Genomic DNA, 19,245 nt, shown 5'->3' with positions numbered 1-19,245 from the left:
GCCAACACATTTCACCGGAGTAAAAACCATGTTTCATCAACAGATCGACACCGCAGTCATTGACGCTGAATCGCTGCCGTGGATGCCATTCGCACCGTTCAGCGACGAGATCCTGATCAAGTACATCAAGGCCGATCCGATTCGCGGCGAGGTCATCAACATGCTCAAGGCCCCTCCCGGTTCGGAACTGCCCATGCACCACCACTCCGGTACGGTGATTGTCTACACCATCCAGGGCAGCTGGAAGTACAAGGAACACGACTGGGTTGCCGGTCCCGGCAGCATCGTGTACGAGACCGCCGCGTCCCGCCACACGCCCGAAGTTGTCAACACCAGTTGCGATCTGATCGTGCTGAATATCATTCTTGGCGACCTGGTATTCCTGGGTGAGAACGACCAGATGCTGGCCATCGAGAACTGGAAGACCTCCGTCGAACGTTATGAAGCCTTTTGCAAGCGCGAGAACATCGAGATGCTCGACATCACGGCCTTCAGCTAAGCGACAGCGATCTTGCATCAGGCCCCTGCGCGGCCAACGGTGCCCTGCGCCGCGCAGCCCTGATTTATCGATGGGTCATCAAAGGTTGAATATATGAATAACGAAGCGACGCCAATGACACCACTGACCCCGCAAGAACTGGAACACAAATTCAGCCAGTTGTTGTTGCAGACCCGAGCGATGCCTGACCCGGACGACAATGTACTGCTGGAGTTCGCCGAAGGTGGCCGGGTAGCGATCATTTCCTTCAACCGCCCCGACGCCTTTCATGCAATCACCAACAAGATGGCCACCCGTCTCGGGGAAATCATCAAGCATGTGTCGCTGCAGACCCAAGTACGCTGCGTCATCGTGACGGGGACGGGCAACAACTTCGGTGGCGTCACCGACTTGAGCGAACGCGGCAGTTTTACCGCTGAAGAACGCAGGCAGCAACGGCTCGGGTTTGATCAGGTCAGCTACGCCATACGCAACATGAAAAAGCCCATCTTCGCGGCGGTGCATGGCTATTCGGGCTCGGGCGCGATGGAGCTGGCAATCGGCATGGATTTCATCATTGCGGCGGACAATGCGACGTTCAATCTGCCGGACGCGATAGTGGGGATCGCCAATGCCTCAGGAGGATCAGTCTTTCTGCCCCGCGTGCTGTCACCCGGCAAAGCCATGGAGATGATGATGACGGGTGAACTGATCACCGCGCAGGAAGCTCATCGCCTGGGCATGGTCAATCATGTAGTGCCAAAGGCGCAGCTAATGCCACTGGCGCTGGAAATCGCCAGGAAGATCGTGCACAACTCGCCGACCGCCATCGAGGCGCAGAAACAAGCCATGAAATACGGGTACGGGCAACCGACCGAAATGGCGATCCAGCTGTCGCAGATGACCAACGCTCGGGCAGCCGTACATCCTGATTATGCCGAAGGCATACAGGCATTCCTCGAACGTCGGGAGGCCCGATTCAAGGATTCCGATCAGTAAATACGGATAACTGCCTCATCGCCCTGCTCGCCTCGTCGGGTCAAAAATCCCATGAGGCAGGCGCTTTGCGTTCCCCCCGACATCAGAGATTTTCCGCATGTCCCGACGGGGTAATCAAATGTCCCAACCTGTCAATCGCAAGGTGAGATGAGTGCGGATACTGCCTTCCATCCATTCGATTGAAGGAGCCCATGCCATGAACTCATCTCAAGGCGCTGCACCGACTACACCCATCTGTGACTCGCTGCGCGCCAGCGGTTACTGGAACCCCTTGCGTGCCAGTCACAGCCTGCAGTCCTCTTTCGGTGCGGCGCATCCCATCGAAAAACGCCAGGCCCTGCGCGCCCAGTACCCCGACTCCGAGCACCCGGTGGTACGCATCCACCCGGAGACGGGCGAAAAGATCCTTTTTGTCAGCGGCTACGCCACGCACTTCACCAACTTTCACACCCCCGACAACGTGCGCTTCGGGCTGGATTACGCGCCCGGCAGCGCGCAATTGCTGCAGTACCTGATCAGCCGGGCGCACATCCCCGAGTACCAGGTGCGCTTCCGTTGGAAACCGAACAGTGTCGCCCTGTGGGACAACCGCAGCACCCAGCACTTGGCCGTAATGGATTACCCACCCTGCCACCGCAAGATGGAACGCGCCGAAATCATCGGCGACGTCCCGTTCTGACACGCGCTTACCCTAGGAAAAACCCATGATTGAACCAACCATTCTCATCGTGCCGGGCTTGCGTGATGACGTGCCACAGCACTGGCAGACCCTGTTAGCGGCACGCCTGCCGCGTGTTCGCAGCGTCGCGCCGATGGGGCGCGATGACCTGGACTGCGCCGCCCTAGTCGCGGCCATCGAGCGCGAGGCACAAGCCATCGACGGGCCACTCGTGATCGTCGCGCACAGCGCCGGCTGCATCATGGTGGCGCACTGGGCGCTGCAGACGAAGCGCTCAGTGCAAGGCGCGTTGCTGGCGACGCCACCCGATCTGGAATCCGCCCTGCCTGAAGGGAATCCGACAATCGAAGCGCTGCGCACTGGCGGCTGGCTGCCCGTGCCGCGGTCCCGACTGCCCTTTCGCAGCATTGTGGGCGCCAGTCGCAACGATCCCTTGGCGAACTTCGAGCACGTCGCCGGGCTGGCACTCGACTGGGGTGCCGAGCTCGCCGACCTGGGTGAGGTCGGCCACCTTAATCCGGCGTCGGGCCACGGCGATTGGCCACAAGCCGAAGCGTTCCTGGCATCACTCAGCATGCCGCGTTGAGTACCCCGCCAGCCACAATTTTCAAGATTGTTTCATTGAAACAGGAGCCTCCCGATGCTGGGTTTGATGCAAGACCAACCGTTATTGATTTCGTCATTGATCGAGTTCGCGGAGCTTCACCACGGTGATGCCGAAATCGTTTCGCGGCGGGTCGAAGGTGACCTCCACCGCACGACCTGGCGCGAGGTCGCCTCGCGTTCACGCCAGGTGGCCAATGCAGTGGACCAGGAGCAACTGCTGTTCAGCGACCGCGTCGCCACCCTGGCCTGGAACGGTTATCGCCATCTGGAGCTCTATTACGGCGTGAGCGGTACCGGCCGGGTGCTCCACACCATCAACCCACGGCTGCATCCTGACCAGATCGCCTGGATCGCCAACCATGCCGAAGACCAGATTCTGTGTTTTGACCTCAGCTTCCTGCCGATCGTGCAGGCTATTCACGGCCAGTGCCCCACGGTCAAAAAGTGGATTGCCCTGTGCGATGCGGACACGCTGCCCGTCGACAGTGGCGTGCCCAACCTGGTGAGTTACGAGACATGGATCGGCCACCAGTCCACCGGCTACGACTGGCCCAGCTTCGATGAGAACTCGGCGTCGAGCCTGTGTTACACCAGCGGCACCACCGGCAATCCGAAGGGCGCGCTCTACAGCCATCGCTCGACCATGCTGCATGCCTATGCCGCCGCCCTGCCGGACGTGATGGCGGTCTCGGCGCGCGATTCGGTGCTGCCGGTGGTGCCGATGTTTCACGTCAACGCCTGGGGCATCCCCTACTCGGCCGCGCTGGTCGGCGCCAAGCTGGTGTTTCCCGGCCCGGCACTCGATGGCAAATCGGTGTTCGAGCTGATCGAAGCCGAGAACGTCAGCTTTGCAGCCGGCGTGCCGACGGTGTGGCAAATGATGCTGGGCCACATGGAGGCCAACGACCTTGAGTTCTCCGCCCTCAAGCGTACCGTAATCGGCGGCTCGGCCTGTCCGCCAGCCATGATCAATGCCTTCCAGCAGCAGTACGGCGTCGAGGTGCTGCATGGCTGGGGCATGACCGAGCTGTCGCCGCTGGGTGCACTGTGCACCTTGAAAAACAAGCACCTTACGCAATCGCCGGAACAGCAGTTGGCGATCCGCCTGAAACAGGGCCGTGGCATCTTCGGCGTCGACATGAAAATCGTCGATGCCGAAGGCAGGAAACTGCCGTGGGACGGCAAGACTTCAGGCGACCTCCTGGTCAAAGGGCCGTGGGTGGTCAAGGCATATTTCAAGAGCGAGGGCGGCGACCCACTGGTGCTCGATGAGCAGGGACGCGGCTGGTTCCCTACTGGCGACGTCGCCACCGTCGATGCCGACGGCTATCTGCAGATCACCGACCGCAGCAAGGACGTGATCAAGTCCGGCGGCGAATGGATCAGTTCCATCGAGGTCGAGAACATCGCGGTTGCGCACCCGGCCATCGCGATGGCCGCCTGCATTGGCGTGGCGCATCCGAAGTGGGACGAACGCCCGATCGTCGTGGTGGTCAGGAAGCCCGGCGGTGAGGTTTCGCGCGAAGAGCTGCTGGCCTTTTACGAAGGCAAGACGGCCAAGTGGCAGATACCGGACGACGTGGTGTTCGCCGAGGCGATCCCGCTCGGCGCCACCGGCAAGATCCTCAAGGCTCGGTTGCGCGAACAGCTGAGCGACTACAAACTGCCGGGGCTTTGAGTCGCGAGGACTTCGGTCCGTGGAACTGAAGGTCGTCGGGGGATAAGCGTCGACGATTCGTTACAAACCAAGCCCCTGATTTTCCTTGTGGAAGTCGGGGCTTTTTGTTTTTGACGTCGCCCGTCGCTGCGCCGCGCTGACACCATAATGCTGCCGATACCAGCGCGAGAACGCGCTCGGCGCCGAGAAACCCAGCAGTCCGGACACCTCGGCAAGCGGCCGCTCGCCCTCGTCGATGTAACGTGCGGCCAGCTCGTGCCGCGCCGCCTCGACAATGCCGCTGAAGGTCTCGCCTTCTTTTGCGAGCTGGCGGTGGACGGAGCGCCGGTCCACGCCGAGGTGCTGTGCCACCAGCTCGATCGCGCAATGACCGGCGGGCAGGAGCACGAACACCAGCTGCCGCACATCGTTGGTGACCTTCTTGTCGTTGCCGCCGTGCAGGCTCGTTTCGAGCATCTGACGCGCATAGCGGGCGATCACGGGGTCGGCCGTGGGGTTCGGCGTGTCGAGATCCTGCGCGTTGCAGACGATGCCGTTGAAGTCGTGCCCGAACTCGACGTTGCGGCCGAACACGCGCCAATGGACTGAGCGGTCCTTCGGTGCCGCGTGGGCGAAACAGATGCGCTTTGCACGCCAGTTCGGGCCGAGAAACACTTTCAACATGAGAAACAGGACAGCGATCACCAACTCGGTGGATTGCCGCACTGGTGCGGCCTTTCCGACGATCACCTCCTCGCGGATGACGACCATGTCGCCCGTTTCTTCGACCTTCAGGAACATCGCCGCATTGTACAGGCTGCGAAAGCGTACGAGCGCATCGAGCGCGCGTCGCAGCGTCGGTTCCTCGCGCACGAGCAGGCTCACCGGCCCGAGATTGGAAAGACGGCGCGATTCGGCCATGCGCAACCCGAAGGCCAGGTCACCGCTGCGGTCCGCGCAAAGTTCGAGCAGGTGCAGAACAGCCTCCACAGGCACCTTGAGATCAGGGTCACGCAAGGCGCCCGAGGGCAGACCGGCCTCAGCGAGCATCGTGTAGGGGTTGAGGCCGGCGTTACGCGCGACTTCGGCGAAACCGGTGAGGCTGGCACTGCGCAGCAAAGTGGACATGAGCGGCTTCCTAAGCGTCCCGAAATGGTAACTGAGCGTCCCCATTCGTCAATCATAAGGTGCGTCGAGTGCGGATACTACCTCCATCCGAACGAAACTGAAGGAACCCATGCGATGAACCTGCCCCAAGTACCTGTGCCGACCACACCTATCTGTGACTCGCTGCGTGCAAGCGGCTACTGGAACCCCAATTGGGAACCGTTTGCCGCGCTCGACCCGGCATGGACCGAGAAATTCATGGCGATGGCCATGGCGCCGTTGATGTCGGGTGTGCTTGACGCGAAGACGGTCGAATTCATCGCGATCGCTGTCGACGCATCCTGCACCCACATGTATGGGCCGGGCGTGCGCAACCACATCCGCAAGGCGCTCGACCTGGGCGCCACCCAGGAAGAAATCACCGCGGTGCTGCAGTTGGTGAGCGTGCTGGGCATCCACACGATGAGCCTGGGTGCACCAATCCTGCTTGAAGAACTGGCTGCGCACGCCGAAGGCCAGGCCGCGTCCGTCGGCTGAACTCCACCCTAAAGATGGAACGCGCCCCAATCATTGGCGACGCAGACCGGCCCCGCCGCCATCGACAACCCTAATCAGTACCCACCATCAACTGAAGGACACACAACATGCAATTTTTCGACGATTCCCTGTTGCCCGAAAACCAGGAGAAGCTGGTGATCCAGGTCGCCCCCTATGGACCGGAATGGGTACCCGGCGATTCCGACGACATCCCGGTCACCATAGACCAGCAGGTACAGAAGGCGGTCGATTGCTGGAACGCCGGCGCCACTGTGCTGCACGTGCACGTTCGTGAGGATGACGGCAAGGGCAGCAAGCGCCTGTCGAAGTTTAACGAGCTGCTGGCACGCCTGCGCGAGGCCGTGCCGCAGATGATCTTGCAGGTCGGCGGCTCAATCTCCTTCGCACCCGAGAGCGAAGGAGAGGCTGCGAAGTGGCAGAGCGACGACACGCGCCACATGCTGGCCGAGCTCACTCCGCGCCCCGACCAGGTGACGGTGGTGATCAACACCACGCAATTTAACGCGCTGGATCTGTTCACCGAGGAGGACATCGCTGGCACTTCGCTGACGAACCCTGCGCTGCAGGAGGCCTATCGCAATATGGTCGTGCCCTCTAATCCATCGTGGCATGTGGAGCACCTTCGCCGCCTGGTGGCCAACGGCGTCCAGCCGCATTTCATGCTGACCGGCCCGAGCTCTCTGGACTCGGTCGAGCGCCTGGTGCGGCGCGGTGCGTATTGCGGGCCGCTGGTCCTCAACTATACGGCGGTTGGAGGTGGTGCGGCTGGCGTGCATCCGGCTGACCTGCTGGAGTTCGTACGCCGCACGCCCGATGGCTCGGTACTCACTATCGAGAGCCTCGGCCGAAGCGTGTTCCCGATGAACGCGATGGCGATCGCGCTCGGCCTGCATGTGCGCGTCGGCAACGAGGACACGCTGCGCGGTCCGACGGGCGAGCGCATGACCTCGGTGCAGCAGATCGAGTCGATGGTGCGTATTGCCCGCGAACTCAATCGCGACGTCGCCAATGGCGAGGAAGCACGGCGCATCTACAAGCTCGGCGAGAACTACCGCGACGCCAATGAAACGCTGGCCAAGCTCGGCTGGGCGCCGAACCGCCGTGCTGGCGAACGGGGCTTTCCGCTGCGCTAAGCCCCTCTTGCGGGTGGGCGCCAGTTCCTCTGCCCGAAGGCCTGGATGCCCCACCCCCATCAGAAGGTCTTGAACCTCCCCCGCAAACGCGGATACCCCGTGCTATCCGTGCAACCCGTTCAATGACCTAAAGACAGTACCAGGAGATAGTGATGACAGAATCTCATGTAACCCGTCCCGTGGCAGGTGCCCCGGCCATCGTCCGACCCTCGGCACTCAAAAACTCCCTGAAGGTCGAGCTGATATCGCCGGCCCTCGGGGCCGAGATCAGCAACGTCAGCCTGATCGACGCCAGCCAGGACGCCGAGCTATTCGCGGAGATCAGGGCACTCTGGCTCAAGCACAAAGTGCTGGTCTTCCGAGACCAGGACATCACGCCGATGGAACAGCAGACCTTTGCCGAGTGCTTCGGCGAACTCGATGAACACAGACTCTACCCCGGCATGCCGGAGGCGCCGAAGATCCTGGCTATCGATATAGCCGGAAGACCTGCAATCTCGGGTTCCGAGAACATGAGAAGCTTCGAGAACAACTGGCATTCGGACACCATGTCCCAGTTCGAGCCGCTGAAGGGTGCTGTGTTGCGCTGCGTGACCTGCCCGGAAGTCGGCGGCGACACGCTGTGGGCCAACATGGCGCTTGCCTACGAGACGCTGCCGGAGCACGTGAAGCAGCAGATCGACGGTCTGTATGCCAGGAGCAGCATCGAGGTCGCGTTCTGCGGCGGCATGGCGATCGAGAAGCGCCATGAGACGGCGGCGAAGAATCCGCCCCCCGAGCATCCCGTGGTGCGCACGCATCCCGAGACCGGCGAGAAGATCCTGTATGTGTGCATGGGCTATGTCACCAGCTTCACCAACTGGAACACCGCCCAACGGGTGCAGTACGGCCAGGACATGTTCGAGCGCGCCCATATGCTGACCTATCTGGCCTCGCGGGCGACGATTCCCGAGTACCAGATGCGCCTGCGCTGGCGTCCGAACACCGTCGTCGCCTGGGACAACCGCTCGACCCAGCATTACGCGAGCTACGACTACCACCCGCAGCCCCGGCGCCTGCTGCGCGCCGGCATCAAGGGCGACCGCCCGGTCTGACGACATCGTCGCCCGTTCCGCTGCCCGCGAACATTCAACAGTGTTCTATTGAAACAGGAGCCTCCAATGCTGGGTTTGATGCAAGACCAACCGTTGCTGATTTCGTCATTGATCGAGTTCGCGGAGCTTCACCATGGTGATGCCGAAATCGTCTCGCGGCGGGTCGAAGGTGACATCCACCACACGACCTGGCGCGAAGTCGCCTCGCGCTCGCGCCAGGCAGCCAATGCACTGGACCAGGAACAGCTGCTGTTCAGCGACCGCGTCGCCACCCTGGCCTGGAACGGCTATCGCCATCTGGAGCTCTACTACGGCGTGAGCGGTACCGGCCGGGTGCTGCACACCATCAACCCGCGGCTGCACCCCGACCAGATCACCTGGATCGCCAACCATGCCGAAGACCAGATTCTGTGCTTCGACCTCAGCTTCCTGCCGATCGTGCAGGCGGTGCACGGCAAGTGCCCCACGGTCAAAAAGTGGATCGCCCTGTGCGATGCGGACAACCTGCCCGTCGACAGTGGCATACCCAACCTGGTGAGCTACGAGGCCTGGATCGGCCAGCACAGCTCGACCTACGATTGGCCCAGCTTCGACGAAAATTCAGCATCGAGCCTGTGTTACACCAGCGGCACCACCGGCAATCCGAAGGGCGCGCTCTACAGCCATCGCTCGACCATGCTGCATGCCTATGCCGCAGCCCTGCCGGACGTGATGGCGATCTCGGCGCGCGATTCGGTGCTGCCGGTGGTGCCGATGTTCCACGTCAACGCCTGGGGCATCCCCTACTCGGCCGCGCTGGTCGGCGCCAAGCTGGTGTTTCCCGGCCCGGCGCTCGATGGCCAATCGGTGTTCGAACTGATCGAAGCCGAGAACGTCAGCTTTGCCGCCGGCGTGCCGACGGTGTGGCAGATGATGCTGGGCCACATGGAGGTTAACGGCCTCGAGTTCTCGACCCTCAAGCGTACCGTAATCGGCGGCTCGGCCTGTCCGCCAGCCATGATCAATGCCTTCCAGCAGCAGTACGGCGTAGAGGTGTTGCATGCCTGGGGCATGACCGAGCTGTCGCCGCTCGGCACGCTGTGCACCTTGAAAAACAAGCACCTTACGCAATCGCCGGAACAGCAGATGGCCATCCGCCTGAAACAGGGCCGTGGCATCTTCGGCGTCGACATGAAGATCGTCGACGCCGAAGGCAAGAAACTGCCCTGGGATGGCAAGACCTCCGGCGACCTGCTGGTCAAGGGACCGTGGGTGGTCAAGGGGTATTTCAAGAGCGAGGGTGGCGATCCGCTGGTGCCCGATGAGCAGGGACGCGGCTGGTTCCCTACTGGCGACGTCGCCACCGTCGATGCCGACGGCTATCTGCAGATCACCGACCGCAGCAAGGACGTGATCAAGTCTGGCGGCGAATGGATCAGCTCCATCGAGGTCGAGAACATCGCCGTCGCGCACCCGGCCATTGCGATGGCCGCCTGCATTGGCGTGGCGCACCCGAAGTGGGATGAACGCCCGATCGTCGTGGTGATCAGGAAGCCCGGCGGCGAGGTTTCGCACGAGGAACTGTTGGCCTTTTACGAGGGCAAGACGGCCAAGTGGCAGATTCCGGACGACGTGGTGTTCGCCGAGGCGATCCCGCTTGGCGCCACCGGCAAGATCCTCAAGGCCCGGTTGCGCGAACTGCTGAGCGACTACCGGTTGCCGGGTGTTTGAGAAGAGAGGACCGCAGTCGCGGAACTGAAGATCGAGGCCCAAGCCAATCGAGTGCTCTGCCCAAGAGCATTCGGTCGGGCAGGTCCAGCCCTGCGCAAATGCGCTGGCGCGACGGAGAATCCTCCACCCACTGTTTCATCAGCGAGGCTGCCTTAAGATGATCATTCTTTACCACTGCATGAGTGCGCGTTCATTTCGGCCTCTGTGGATGCTTGAAGAGTTAGGGATGACGTATGAATTGAGAATGTTGCCTTTCCCTCCACGGGCACACGCGCGGCAATACCTGGAGATCAATCCGCTGGGGACCGTACCGGCGATGATCGACGGTCATTTGCTGATGACCGAGTCATCCGCCATCTGCGAATTTCTTGCCAGGCGCTCTGGCACGTCGCGTCTGGATGTTGCATCGCATGAGCCCGACTTCGGCCTCTACCTCAATTGGTTGCACTTCGGCGAAGCGACGCTCACTTTTCCGCAGACCCTTATCCTGCGCTACGCCCGGTTCGAAGAGCCTTCGCGGCGCAATCCTCAAGTTGCGCAAGACTACACACGCTGGTTCCTCGGCAGATTGAAGGGGCTTGAAGCGGGCCTTGAGGGTCGTACCTATCTTTGCCAGGAGCGGTTCACTGCCGCAGACGTTTCTGTCGGATACGCGCTGATGCTGGCTGAGTTCATTGGTCTGGAGGAACAGTTCCCGCCATTGGTTCGAAATTACTGGCAGATGTTGCAGCAACGGCGCGGTTTCTGCAGTGCGCTGGTGGCACAGAACCGAACGGCCAAAGAGCAAAACATTTCCACCTCTCATTCCTCTGGCGACGTTTAGAAACAAACGCGGACGCCGCCGGTGCTGCGCAGCCCGGCGGATGGCGCCCTGATGTCCCGAAATGTCAACGTAATGTCCCAAGCCGTCATTCGAGCGGCAATCCGAGCGCAGATACTGCCTTTCATGTGAACGACTGAAAGCTCCCACCAGATCACTCTTCGCCGGGTCTTTGCGTGGGTTATCCAATCTGCGAATCGCAGTTTCCCATAACATAAATAAGAGGAACTCCAGATGCTGGGTTTGATGCAGGACCAACCGTTGCTGATCTCGTCGTTGATCGAGTTCGCGGAGTGTCACCATGGTGATGCCGAAATCGTTTCGCGGCGGGTCGAAGGTGACCTGCACCGCACAACCTGGCGTGAAGTTGCCTCGCGTTCACGCCAGGTGGCCAATGCACTGGATCAGGAGCAACTGCTGTTCAGCGACCGCGTCGCCACCCTGGCGTGGAACGGCTATCGACATCTGGAGCTCTACTACGGCGTGAGCGGTACGGGCCGAGTGCTGCACACCATCAACCCGCGGCTGCACCCCGACCAGATCGCCTGGATCGCCAACCATGCCGAAGACCAAATCCTGTGCTTCGACCTCAGCTTCCTGCCGATCGTGCAGGCCATCCACAGCAAGTGCCCCACGGTCAAAAAGTGGATCGCCCTGTGCGATGCGGACACGTTGCCCATCGACAGTGGCGTGCCCAACCTGGTGAGCTATGAGTCATGGATCGGCCACCAGTCCACCGGCTACGACTGGCCCAGCTTCGATGAGAACTCGGCATCGAGCCTGTGTTACACCAGCGGCACCACCGGTAACCCGAAGGGTGCGCTCTACAGCCACCGTTCCACCATGCTGCATGCCTATGCCGCCGCCCTGCCGGACGTGATGGCGATCTCGGCGCGTGATTCGGTGCTGCCGGTGGTGCCGATGTTCCACGTCAATGCCTGGGGTATCCCCTACTCGGCCGCGCTGGTCGGCGCCAAGCTGGTGTTCCCCGGCCCGGCGCTCGATGGCAAGTCGGTGTACGAGTTGATCGAAGCCGAGAACGTCACCTTTGCCGCCGGCGTGCCGACGGTGTGGCAGATGATGCAACGTCACATGGAGGCCAGCAACCTCAAGTTTTCGACCCTGAAACGCACTGTGATCGGTGGTTCAGCCTGCCCGCCAGCCATGATCAATGCCTTTGAGCACCAATACGGTGTTGAGGTGCTGCATATCTGGGGCATGACCGAGATGTCGCCGCTGGGCACGCTGTGCACGTTGAAAAACAAGCATCTCATGCAATCGCCGGAACAGCAGTTGGCTATCCGCGTCAAGCAGGGGCGCGCCATCTTCGGTGTCGACATGAAGATCGTCGATGCCGAAGGCAAGAAACTGCCGTGGGACGGCAAGACTTCAGGCGACCTCCTGGTCAAAGGGCCGTGGGTGGTCAAGGCATACTTCAAGAGCGAGGGCGGCGACCCGCTGGTGCTCGATGAGCAGGGACGCGGCTGGTTCCCCACCGGCGACGTCGCCACCATCGACGCCGATGGCTACCTGCAGATTACCGACCGCAGCAAAGACGTGATCAAGTCCGGCGGCGAGTGGATCAGTTCCATCGAGGTCGAGAACATCGCGGTTGCGCACCCGGCCATCGCGATGGCCGCCTGCATTGGTGTGGCGCATCCGAAGTGGGACGAACGCCCGATCGTCGTGGTGGTCAGGAAGCCCGGTGGCGAGGTTTCCCGCGAAGAGCTGCTGGCCTTTTACGAAGGCAAGACGGCCAAGTGGCAGATTCCGGACGACGTGGTGTTCGCCGAGGCGATCCCGATCGGCGCCACCGGCAAAATCCTCAAGGCCCGGTTGCGCGAACAATTGAGCGACTACAAATTGCCGGGGGCTTAGGAAGTGCGGTCGGCACCGAATGGCACCTTTTCAATTTCAAGGAACCAACATGAACGTATTGCTCGTACATGCACACCCTGAGCCGAAGTCCTTTACCGCTGCCTGGCACGGCCAGGCGGTGGACGCCCTGCAATCCCAAGGGCATCAGGTGCAGATTTCCGATCTGTATGCGATGAACTGCACCCTTGGGGCGAACCAGACTCTCGCGACCGATTTCCAACAAGCGCTAGACAAACTGCTGTGGGCCGATCTGCTGATCCTCAACTTCGCGGATTACTGGTTTTCGGCGCCGGCTATGCTCAAGGCATGGATCGACCGCGTGCGGGTCTCTGGCACTTTCTACGGCGGCAAGTGCTTCTCCGATCAAGGCGGTCTGTGCGGCAAGAAAGCGCTGGTCACGGTGACCTTGGGCGGGCGTGAACACCTGTATGGCGCGGACGCCATTCATGGTCTCCTGGAAGACAAACTGCGACCGATTTTGTGCGGCACTTTGGACTATGTCGGGCTGGAGGTCCTTCCACCGCTCGGTGCCTGGCATGTGCCGTACATCGGTAGCGAGTTTCGGACCGAATAACACGCCTTCAATTTCAAGGAAACACCATGAACGTCTTAATCGTGCATGCCCATCCCGAGCCCAAGTCATTCACCGCTGCGCTGCGCGACCAAGCGGTCGAGACACTGCAAACGCAGGGGCATCAGGTGCAGGTTTCCGACCTGTACGCAATGAACTGGAACCCGGTGGCCGGTGCCGAGGATTTCTACGCTCGTGAGAATCCAGAGTACCTGGTCTACGCACTCGAGCAGCGTCTGGGCGTCAAGAGCCAGACCCTCGCGCCTGATATTCAACAGGAACTGGATAAGCTGTTGTGGGCCGATCTGTTGATCCTCAACTTTCCGGTCTACTGGTTTTCCGCGCCAGCGATGCTCAAGGGCTGGATCGACCGCGTTCTGGTCTCCGGGACCTGTTACGGCGGCAAGCGCTTCTACGATCAAGGTGGGCTGTGCGGCAAAAAAACGCTGGTCACGGTGACCCTGGGCGGGCGTGAACACATGTTCGGCGAAGGCGCCATTCATGGTCCACTCGAGGACATGTTGCGACCGCTCCTGCGTGGCACGTTGGCTTATGTCGGGCTGGAGGTCCTGCCACCATTCGTTGCCTGGCACGTGCCGTACATCAGTGCCGAAGCCCGAGAGGACTTTCTGACGAGCTATCAACAGCGGCTGGAAAACCTCGAGCAGGATCAATCCCTCGAGTTTCCGAGGTTGAGTCAGTTCGATGACGCGCTTTACCCGTTGGAACCGAGTATTCAATAGCCAAAACAAGCACTAAACGGGGAAACTATTCGGACTGTAGAGGGACATCGTCAACATGTGTCGCATAGATCCTGAACTGGTCCTGAAGACCACCCCGCCCCGAAGCCAAAAAACGGCCCGATTGCGCGAGCGACTCAGCATTGACTCCCCGGAACTGGCGGACAAGGTAGCGATCGCTGTTCATGGCCCGGCTGGCTTTGGCAAAACGACCTTGCTGGCCCAATGGCGCCGGGAGTTCCTTTCGCGCGGAGCGGTTGTGGCCTGGCTAATGCTGGATGGTCATGACGATGGAATTCGTTTTACCCAGGGACTGGCTGCGGCCATGGCCATTGGTAGCGGCAGGCAGCCTTTCGCCGACATGCTGGAACGAATGCCGGGTTATGACCGCGACGAACTGGAAGGGCTGACCTACTGGCTGGCAGAAGTGGCCGATCTGGGCAGCGAAACCGTGTTGATTCTTGATGACGCCGATGCCTTGCCCGAGGCCACCGTGCGTCATTCACTGACTTATTTACTGCACAATGCTCCGGCCAACCTGCGGATCGTCATGGCCTCGCGCAGGCCCTTGAACCTGCAGGTCGCGGACCTGCTGGCACGCGGGCTGTATGTCAGGGTCACAACGGATGCGTTACGTTTTCGCATCGAGGAAACCGTAGCGATACTGAGCAGCCGTTTTGGAGTACGCATCGACACGGACCTCTGCGTGCGCTTGAATGAAGTCACCGAGGGCTGGCCACTGGGGCTGCAATTGGCGATTACTGCCATCGAGAAAAGCCCCAACTTGAGTGCTGCCATCGATGGATTGTCGGCCTGTTCGGGCGATATCCAGCGTTACTTTGTCGATAGCCTGGTGACCCGCCTGTCTGCCGAACACGTCGATTTCCTCACCCGCATCGCCTTGCTGGACATGATTCATCCCTCGCTCTGCGTCGCACTCACCGGCGATGAGCGGGCCGGTGAAGTGCTCCAGGGGCTATGCGCCTCGACACCGATCTTCGTCGAAGGGGTCGACAGTGATTGGGTACGCCTTCATCCCCTGGCCAGAGAGTTCCTTCAGGAGCGTTTTTCACGCCTGCCGTTGGTGCAACGACAAGCCTTCCATGAACGGGCGGCAAGCTGGCTCGAAGAACACGCGCTCTTTGAGGAAGCCGCACGGCAATATCTGCTGGCAGGGCGTGCCACGCAGGCCTACGAGATGATTGAACAATGCCTGTACGAAGTCATGCTGCGAGGTCAGTTCAGTCGGGTGCTGGAGTGGGTTGCAGAACTGCCGCCCGCAGAGGTGGAATCCCGTCCGCGCATGTGCCTGGCGGCGGCCTGGTCGCTGGCGATGAGCGAAAGGCACATGGAGGCCGACAGGCTGATCGAGCGCATCCGACAGGACCCGAGTGCGAATGAAGAGTCGCGTTGCGAAGCGGCGATGATCGCGGCTACCGCAGCCTACTTCGCCGACCGGCCGGACGAATCGCTGGCAATCCTCTCCCACTGGGTGGACGCAGCGCCTCCTCAGTCGATCAAGTTACAAGCCATCCTTGCTATCCAGATCGCTCGCTTGACGCTATTCCAGGGCCAGCCGGAGAAATCCCGACGCATTTTGCAGCGCGCACCCCATTATGCGTGGAGCTCGGGGCTCGATGCGATCCGCGGGAGCGGCGGCTGGGGGATGGGCATGAGCTATCTGTGCGAGGGACGCATGCAGCCGGCCGAGGTCGCGTTTCGCGATAGCCTGCTACGGGCCGAACAGGACATCGGCCGGCGCAGTTCAGTGGCGGTGAGGCTGGCCTGTGGACTCGCCACGGTGCTGCTCGAACGAGACGAAATCCAGGAAGCCGCAACGGTGCTCGCCAACCGCCTGGATGTGGTCGAACGTCTATCCTCGCCGGATGCGATTGTGCTGGGTTTTCTGACCGCCTCGCGCCTGGCAGTTTTGCAAGGTCAGGCCCACCGTGGCCACGACCTGCTGGAGGCGTTATTCGCCCTCGGCGAGGAGCGAGGCATTGCGCGTTTCTGTCTGGTGGCCCTGGGTGAGCAGATCCGCCTGAACGCCCTACATGGCCGGGGTGATACCTGCCAGGCGCTTTGGCGCCGACTGGATGAACTGTTGCCCGACGTCGCCCGCCAACAGCACGGTTTGCTGGGGCCAGAGTTGAGCCTGGTAGCCGGGCTGGCGAACGCCTATGTCGCCCTGGTACAGCGTGACTGGCAGACGGTGCTGGACGTACTGGTTGTTGTTAACGAGACTGCCGAGCGCCTGCGGCGCGGACGGGAGATTGTCCAGATCAAGCTGCTCAAGGCCCTGGCGCTCAAGATTTCGGGAGACGATGGGCTGCCCTGCCTGCTCGAGGCGATCAGCCTCGCAGAGGAATACGGTCTGCAGCGCATTATTCAGGACACTCATCCAGATCTCGTCAAGTGGGCACAAAAGGTCCCGCATGAACCCGCCCAGCCACTGGCGTTGGCTGCACACCAACCCGCTCCTGCCTCACGGCCAGAAATGCAGACGAGCGCTTCCGCCAGCCGGCTGCTGACGCCCAGGGAGCGCGAGGTACTGCAATTGCTGGCACGTAACCTGTCAAACAAGCAAATTGCCCTGACAATGGATGTCGGTGACCAAACCGTAAAGTGGCACCTGAAAAATCTGTTCGGTAAATTCCAGGCCGGTACCCGTAAACACGTAGTGGACCGCGCCTACATGCTGGGCATCCTGGAATCAGGGATTTAACGCTTCTGCTACTGGCTTCGAGAATTGGGCCAAATGAGGATATGGCTCAACACTAAATTGCTCATCGCTACAATCAACCGATGCTCAGAGAATCGCGGACCTCTTAAAGCAGTCCTGGCGCTAACGGCGTAAACACCGACTTATTTTTTTCTTCTCCTGGTGATCTGGAGCGTTTTAGCAGCTGCAGCTTCAGACCTGCTTTCCGCTTCTTTAACACGCGTCAGAAATCGGCCACCGAGGCTAGCGCAGCCCTAGGCCTGCGAACAATTCAAGCCAGGCTGCAGCAACTCTAACAATCGCCAATATAAATTCGCTCGATTGACCGCTTTCGGCTGTGGAGCTCAGGCCTGACTTGCAGACCCTATCGCAGAAGCAAAAAAAGCGTGGCTGGTGGTGGTTTCCAGCAGAACTCGCTGGAACGAAAAAAGAGGCCGACACCCCTATTTTCAACGCTGAACGTAAATGTCACGCACAAAAAAACGCCACTCATTGAGTGGCGTTTTTTGTGAATCTTGGAGCGGGAAACGAGACTCGTATCTAGCGTCCGACCCATTGAAATCCAAGGGGTTCATTATCTTGAAACAGTAGGAAAAGACTCAATTCCGGATTTGTTTTTGAAGTATCGGTACGTGTCAAGGTACCTGTCGCCTTGGCTTTACGGTTGTTAGCCCGTGGCTCCCTTAATTTCAGGGCACTAGGGGTGAAAAAACGGACGCAAGGCCAATACCTCGATCTTGCTTACACGCGGTTCACTCCCCATGCCGTTTGCTGCGCGCAGACCCCAGTGACCTTTGGATTAATCTGAAACAAGCAGCCTGACGCCGGTGCCGTGCCGAGCGTCTCTCTGCTCAATTCATGTCGAGCACTGGTGATGTACAGGACGTCTTTGTTCGGCCCACCAAAGGCCAGATCAGTCGGGCTGGGTACTGGCAGCCCAATCATGCGGTCGAGACTGCCGTCAGCGTTGAGCCGCACAAGGCTCCAACCGTCACGCAGTGTGGTCCAGACCCCTTCCTCGCTGTCCAGCGCCAAGCCACTGAGTCGTCCGGAACCCTTGGGCATCGAGGCCAAACGGCGAACACTGCTGCTGCCAAATTGCATCACATACACGCTGCCGGAGTCAGGGCCCACGGCATACAGGGTTTGCCCTTCAGCGTCCCAGCAAAATGCACTGATACGCTCCTGAAACGACCAGGGCGAGCGCAACTCGCCTTGTGCCGTCAACTCGCCAACCTTGCAACCGCCAGCATTACTCAGACAGGCCCAAAGGCTACCATTCGGGTGGCTTGTCAACCCCAGCAGAGGCTTGCCCGGCCAACCCGGCAACGGATGTTCCAGTCCTTGCCGGTCCAGCAATGACCAGCCGTTGGCGTGAGCAATCAGCAGCCCTTCGCGGTGCAGCTCCATCGCCTGAACCGGTGCGTCCAGACGGGCAAATATCCGCTCGCCTTGAGCATCCAGTACCCGAATTGTCGGCGCCAGGGTGTCAGCCCAATACAGACATTGCTGCCCATGGGACCAACGCGCGAATGCGCCATTGAACGCCCACGGCCCCTCCACCAGTTGCACTTCGCTGTCGGCAATACGCACCTGTGACTCGCTCAACTGGGCACCGACCCGGCGGGCGGCGTCGGTCAGTTCCGGCCCCAGTAGTTCCAGACGTTCCAGTGTCAGGCGATAGGCCGGCCCGGCGACGCTCAAGGCACCGCGGACCTTGCCCGAATTGTCGCGGATCGCGGCCGCGACACAGCGCACCCCCAAGACGATTTCTTCGTCGTCGATGGCATAGCCGCGGGCGCGGGTGATCTGCAACTCGGCGTGCAATCGCCGGCGATCGGTGATGGTCAGGGGCGTCAGCGCAGTGAGTGTCAGGCCCTTGATGATCTCCTCACGCCTGGTTTCATCCAGCGCGGCGAGAATCGCCTTGCCCTGCCCGGTGCAATACACCGGCTTACTTCGCCCCAAGGCTGCGGCCGAGCGAGTGGTGTGTGCACCGTCGCAGCGCTCCAGCGACATCACCTGATTACCGTCGAGCACAGCCAGGTAGGAGGTTTCCCCGGTCAGGTCGCGCAAGGCACGCAATTCGAAACTGGCAGCGGCCACCAGGTCGGGCATCAGGTAGGCGTTGCGCACCAGCTCCAGGTAACGAAATCCCAAGCGGTAGACCTTGCGCAGCGGATCGCGCCGGATCATGCCGCGCTCGACCAGGCTGGCGATGATCCGGTAAAGCGTGGTGCGTGGCAGCGCCACCTGCCCGGCAAGATCGCTCTGGCTCAGGCCTTGAGGTGCCGAACCGATTGCCTCGAGTACGTCCAGCGCTTTCTCCAGCGCACCGGTACCTTCTACTGCCGCCATAACAAATTCCCACCATATGGAACACCGATAGAGACCCACGATATGCGGCGTTTGAAATAAGTCAATCAAGTCTTAGGATCAAGCCATCTCAGGACGATGCGCCGAGCACCAGTCCCAAAATGCGGGAATAGACGT

Annotated in this window: 14 protein-coding genes and 2 pseudogenes; 14 read left to right on the top strand and 2 right to left on the bottom strand. The window is 60.8% G+C overall.

Translation table 11 applies throughout. The features are described from left to right. Positions 1-28: 28 nt before the first annotated feature. The 5 genes and pseudogenes from ACYZT5_RS04910 (at position 29) to ACYZT5_RS04890 (ending at position 4,440) form a co-directional block, all read left to right on the top strand. On the top strand, positions 29-499 hold the full coding sequence (locus ACYZT5_RS04910; protein ID WP_462050054.1) for a 2,4'-dihydroxyacetophenone dioxygenase family protein: 471 nt from the start codon (positions 29-31) through the stop codon (positions 497-499). 93 nt (positions 500-592) lie between these two features. After that, on the top strand, positions 593-1,477 hold the full coding sequence (locus tag ACYZT5_RS04905; protein ID WP_462050053.1) for an enoyl-CoA hydratase/isomerase family protein: 885 nt from the start codon (positions 593-595) through the stop codon (positions 1,475-1,477). 271 nt (positions 1,478-1,748) lie between these two features. Next, positions 1,749-2,156, top strand: a pseudogene (locus ACYZT5_RS04900) (TauD/TfdA dioxygenase family protein); the annotation flags it as partial. Between the two features lie 25 nt (positions 2,157-2,181). Further along, positions 2,182-2,742: an RBBP9/YdeN family alpha/beta hydrolase gene (locus ACYZT5_RS04895; protein ID WP_462050052.1), complete on the top strand. Its 561-nt coding sequence runs from the start codon at positions 2,182-2,184 to the stop codon at positions 2,740-2,742. Between the two features lie 54 nt (positions 2,743-2,796). Beyond that, positions 2,797-4,440 (top strand): 3-(methylthio)propionyl-CoA ligase, encoded by a 1,644-nt coding sequence (locus ACYZT5_RS04890; protein WP_462050051.1) that lies wholly within the window; start codon positions 2,797-2,799, stop codon positions 4,438-4,440. 60 nt (positions 4,441-4,500) lie between these two features. On the opposite strand, the gene ACYZT5_RS04885 is transcribed toward ACYZT5_RS04890, so the two are convergent. Continuing rightward, positions 4,501-5,547: an AraC family transcriptional regulator gene (locus ACYZT5_RS04885; RefSeq protein WP_462050050.1), complete on the bottom strand. Its 1,047-nt coding sequence runs from the start codon at positions 5,545-5,547 to the stop codon at positions 4,501-4,503. Positions 5,548-5,661: 114 nt separating this feature from the next. Here ACYZT5_RS04885 and ACYZT5_RS04880 point away from each other — a divergent pair, with 114 nt between their 5' ends. The 9 genes and pseudogenes from ACYZT5_RS04880 to ACYZT5_RS04840 all read left to right on the top strand — a co-directional run bounded on the left by ACYZT5_RS04880 (position 5,662) and on the right by ACYZT5_RS04840 (position 16,755). Then, positions 5,662-6,063 carry a carboxymuconolactone decarboxylase family protein gene (locus ACYZT5_RS04880; protein WP_462050049.1) on the top strand — a complete coding sequence of 134 codons (402 nt, stop codon included), beginning with the start codon at positions 5,662-5,664 and terminating at the stop codon, positions 6,061-6,063. A gap of 107 nt (positions 6,064-6,170) precedes the next feature. Then, a complete protein-coding gene (locus tag ACYZT5_RS04875) occupies positions 6,171-7,217 on the top strand; it encodes a beta-keto acid cleavage family enzyme (protein ID WP_462050048.1) in 1,047 nt (348 codons plus the stop codon). A 152-nt stretch (positions 7,218-7,369) separates the two neighbouring features. Then, complete coding sequence (locus ACYZT5_RS04870) at positions 7,370-8,311, top strand: TauD/TfdA dioxygenase family protein (RefSeq protein ID WP_462050047.1); 942 nt, start codon at positions 7,370-7,372, stop codon at positions 8,309-8,311. A 66-nt stretch (positions 8,312-8,377) separates the two neighbouring features. Further along, on the top strand, positions 8,378-10,021 hold the full coding sequence (locus ACYZT5_RS04865; protein WP_462050046.1) for a 3-(methylthio)propionyl-CoA ligase: 1,644 nt from the start codon (positions 8,378-8,380) through the stop codon (positions 10,019-10,021). Positions 10,022-10,178: 157 nt separating this feature from the next. After that, positions 10,179-10,844, top strand: a complete 666-nt coding sequence (locus ACYZT5_RS04860; protein WP_462050045.1) for a glutathione S-transferase family protein — start codon at positions 10,179-10,181, stop codon at positions 10,842-10,844. A 231-nt stretch (positions 10,845-11,075) separates the two neighbouring features. Beyond that, entirely contained in the window at positions 11,076-12,719 is a 1,644-nt protein-coding gene (locus ACYZT5_RS04855; protein ID WP_462050044.1) for a 3-(methylthio)propionyl-CoA ligase, read from the top strand. 49 nt (positions 12,720-12,768) lie between these two features. After that, positions 12,769-13,284 (top strand): annotated as a pseudogene (locus ACYZT5_RS04850) (NAD(P)H-dependent oxidoreductase); the annotation flags it as partial. A 35-nt stretch (positions 13,285-13,319) separates the two neighbouring features. Beyond that, a complete protein-coding gene (locus tag ACYZT5_RS04845) occupies positions 13,320-14,033 on the top strand; it encodes an NAD(P)H-dependent oxidoreductase (RefSeq protein WP_462050043.1) in 714 nt (237 codons plus the stop codon). A gap of 55 nt (positions 14,034-14,088) precedes the next feature. After that, entirely contained in the window at positions 14,089-16,755 is a 2,667-nt protein-coding gene (locus tag ACYZT5_RS04840; RefSeq protein WP_462050042.1) for a helix-turn-helix transcriptional regulator, read from the top strand. Positions 16,756-17,493: 738 nt separating this feature from the next. Here the strand turns inward: ACYZT5_RS04840 and ACYZT5_RS04835 are convergent. Next, positions 17,494-19,110 (bottom strand): IclR family transcriptional regulator domain-containing protein, encoded by a 1,617-nt coding sequence (locus ACYZT5_RS04835; RefSeq protein ID WP_462050041.1) that lies wholly within the window; start codon positions 19,108-19,110, stop codon positions 17,494-17,496. Between the last annotated feature and the right edge of the window lie 135 nt (positions 19,111-19,245).

The sequence above is a fragment of the Pseudomonas sp. LB3P14 genome, from assembly GCF_054898045.1.
Note: the sequence above shows the minus strand (reverse complement) of the source record. Positions and strands in the feature narration are given on the sequence as shown.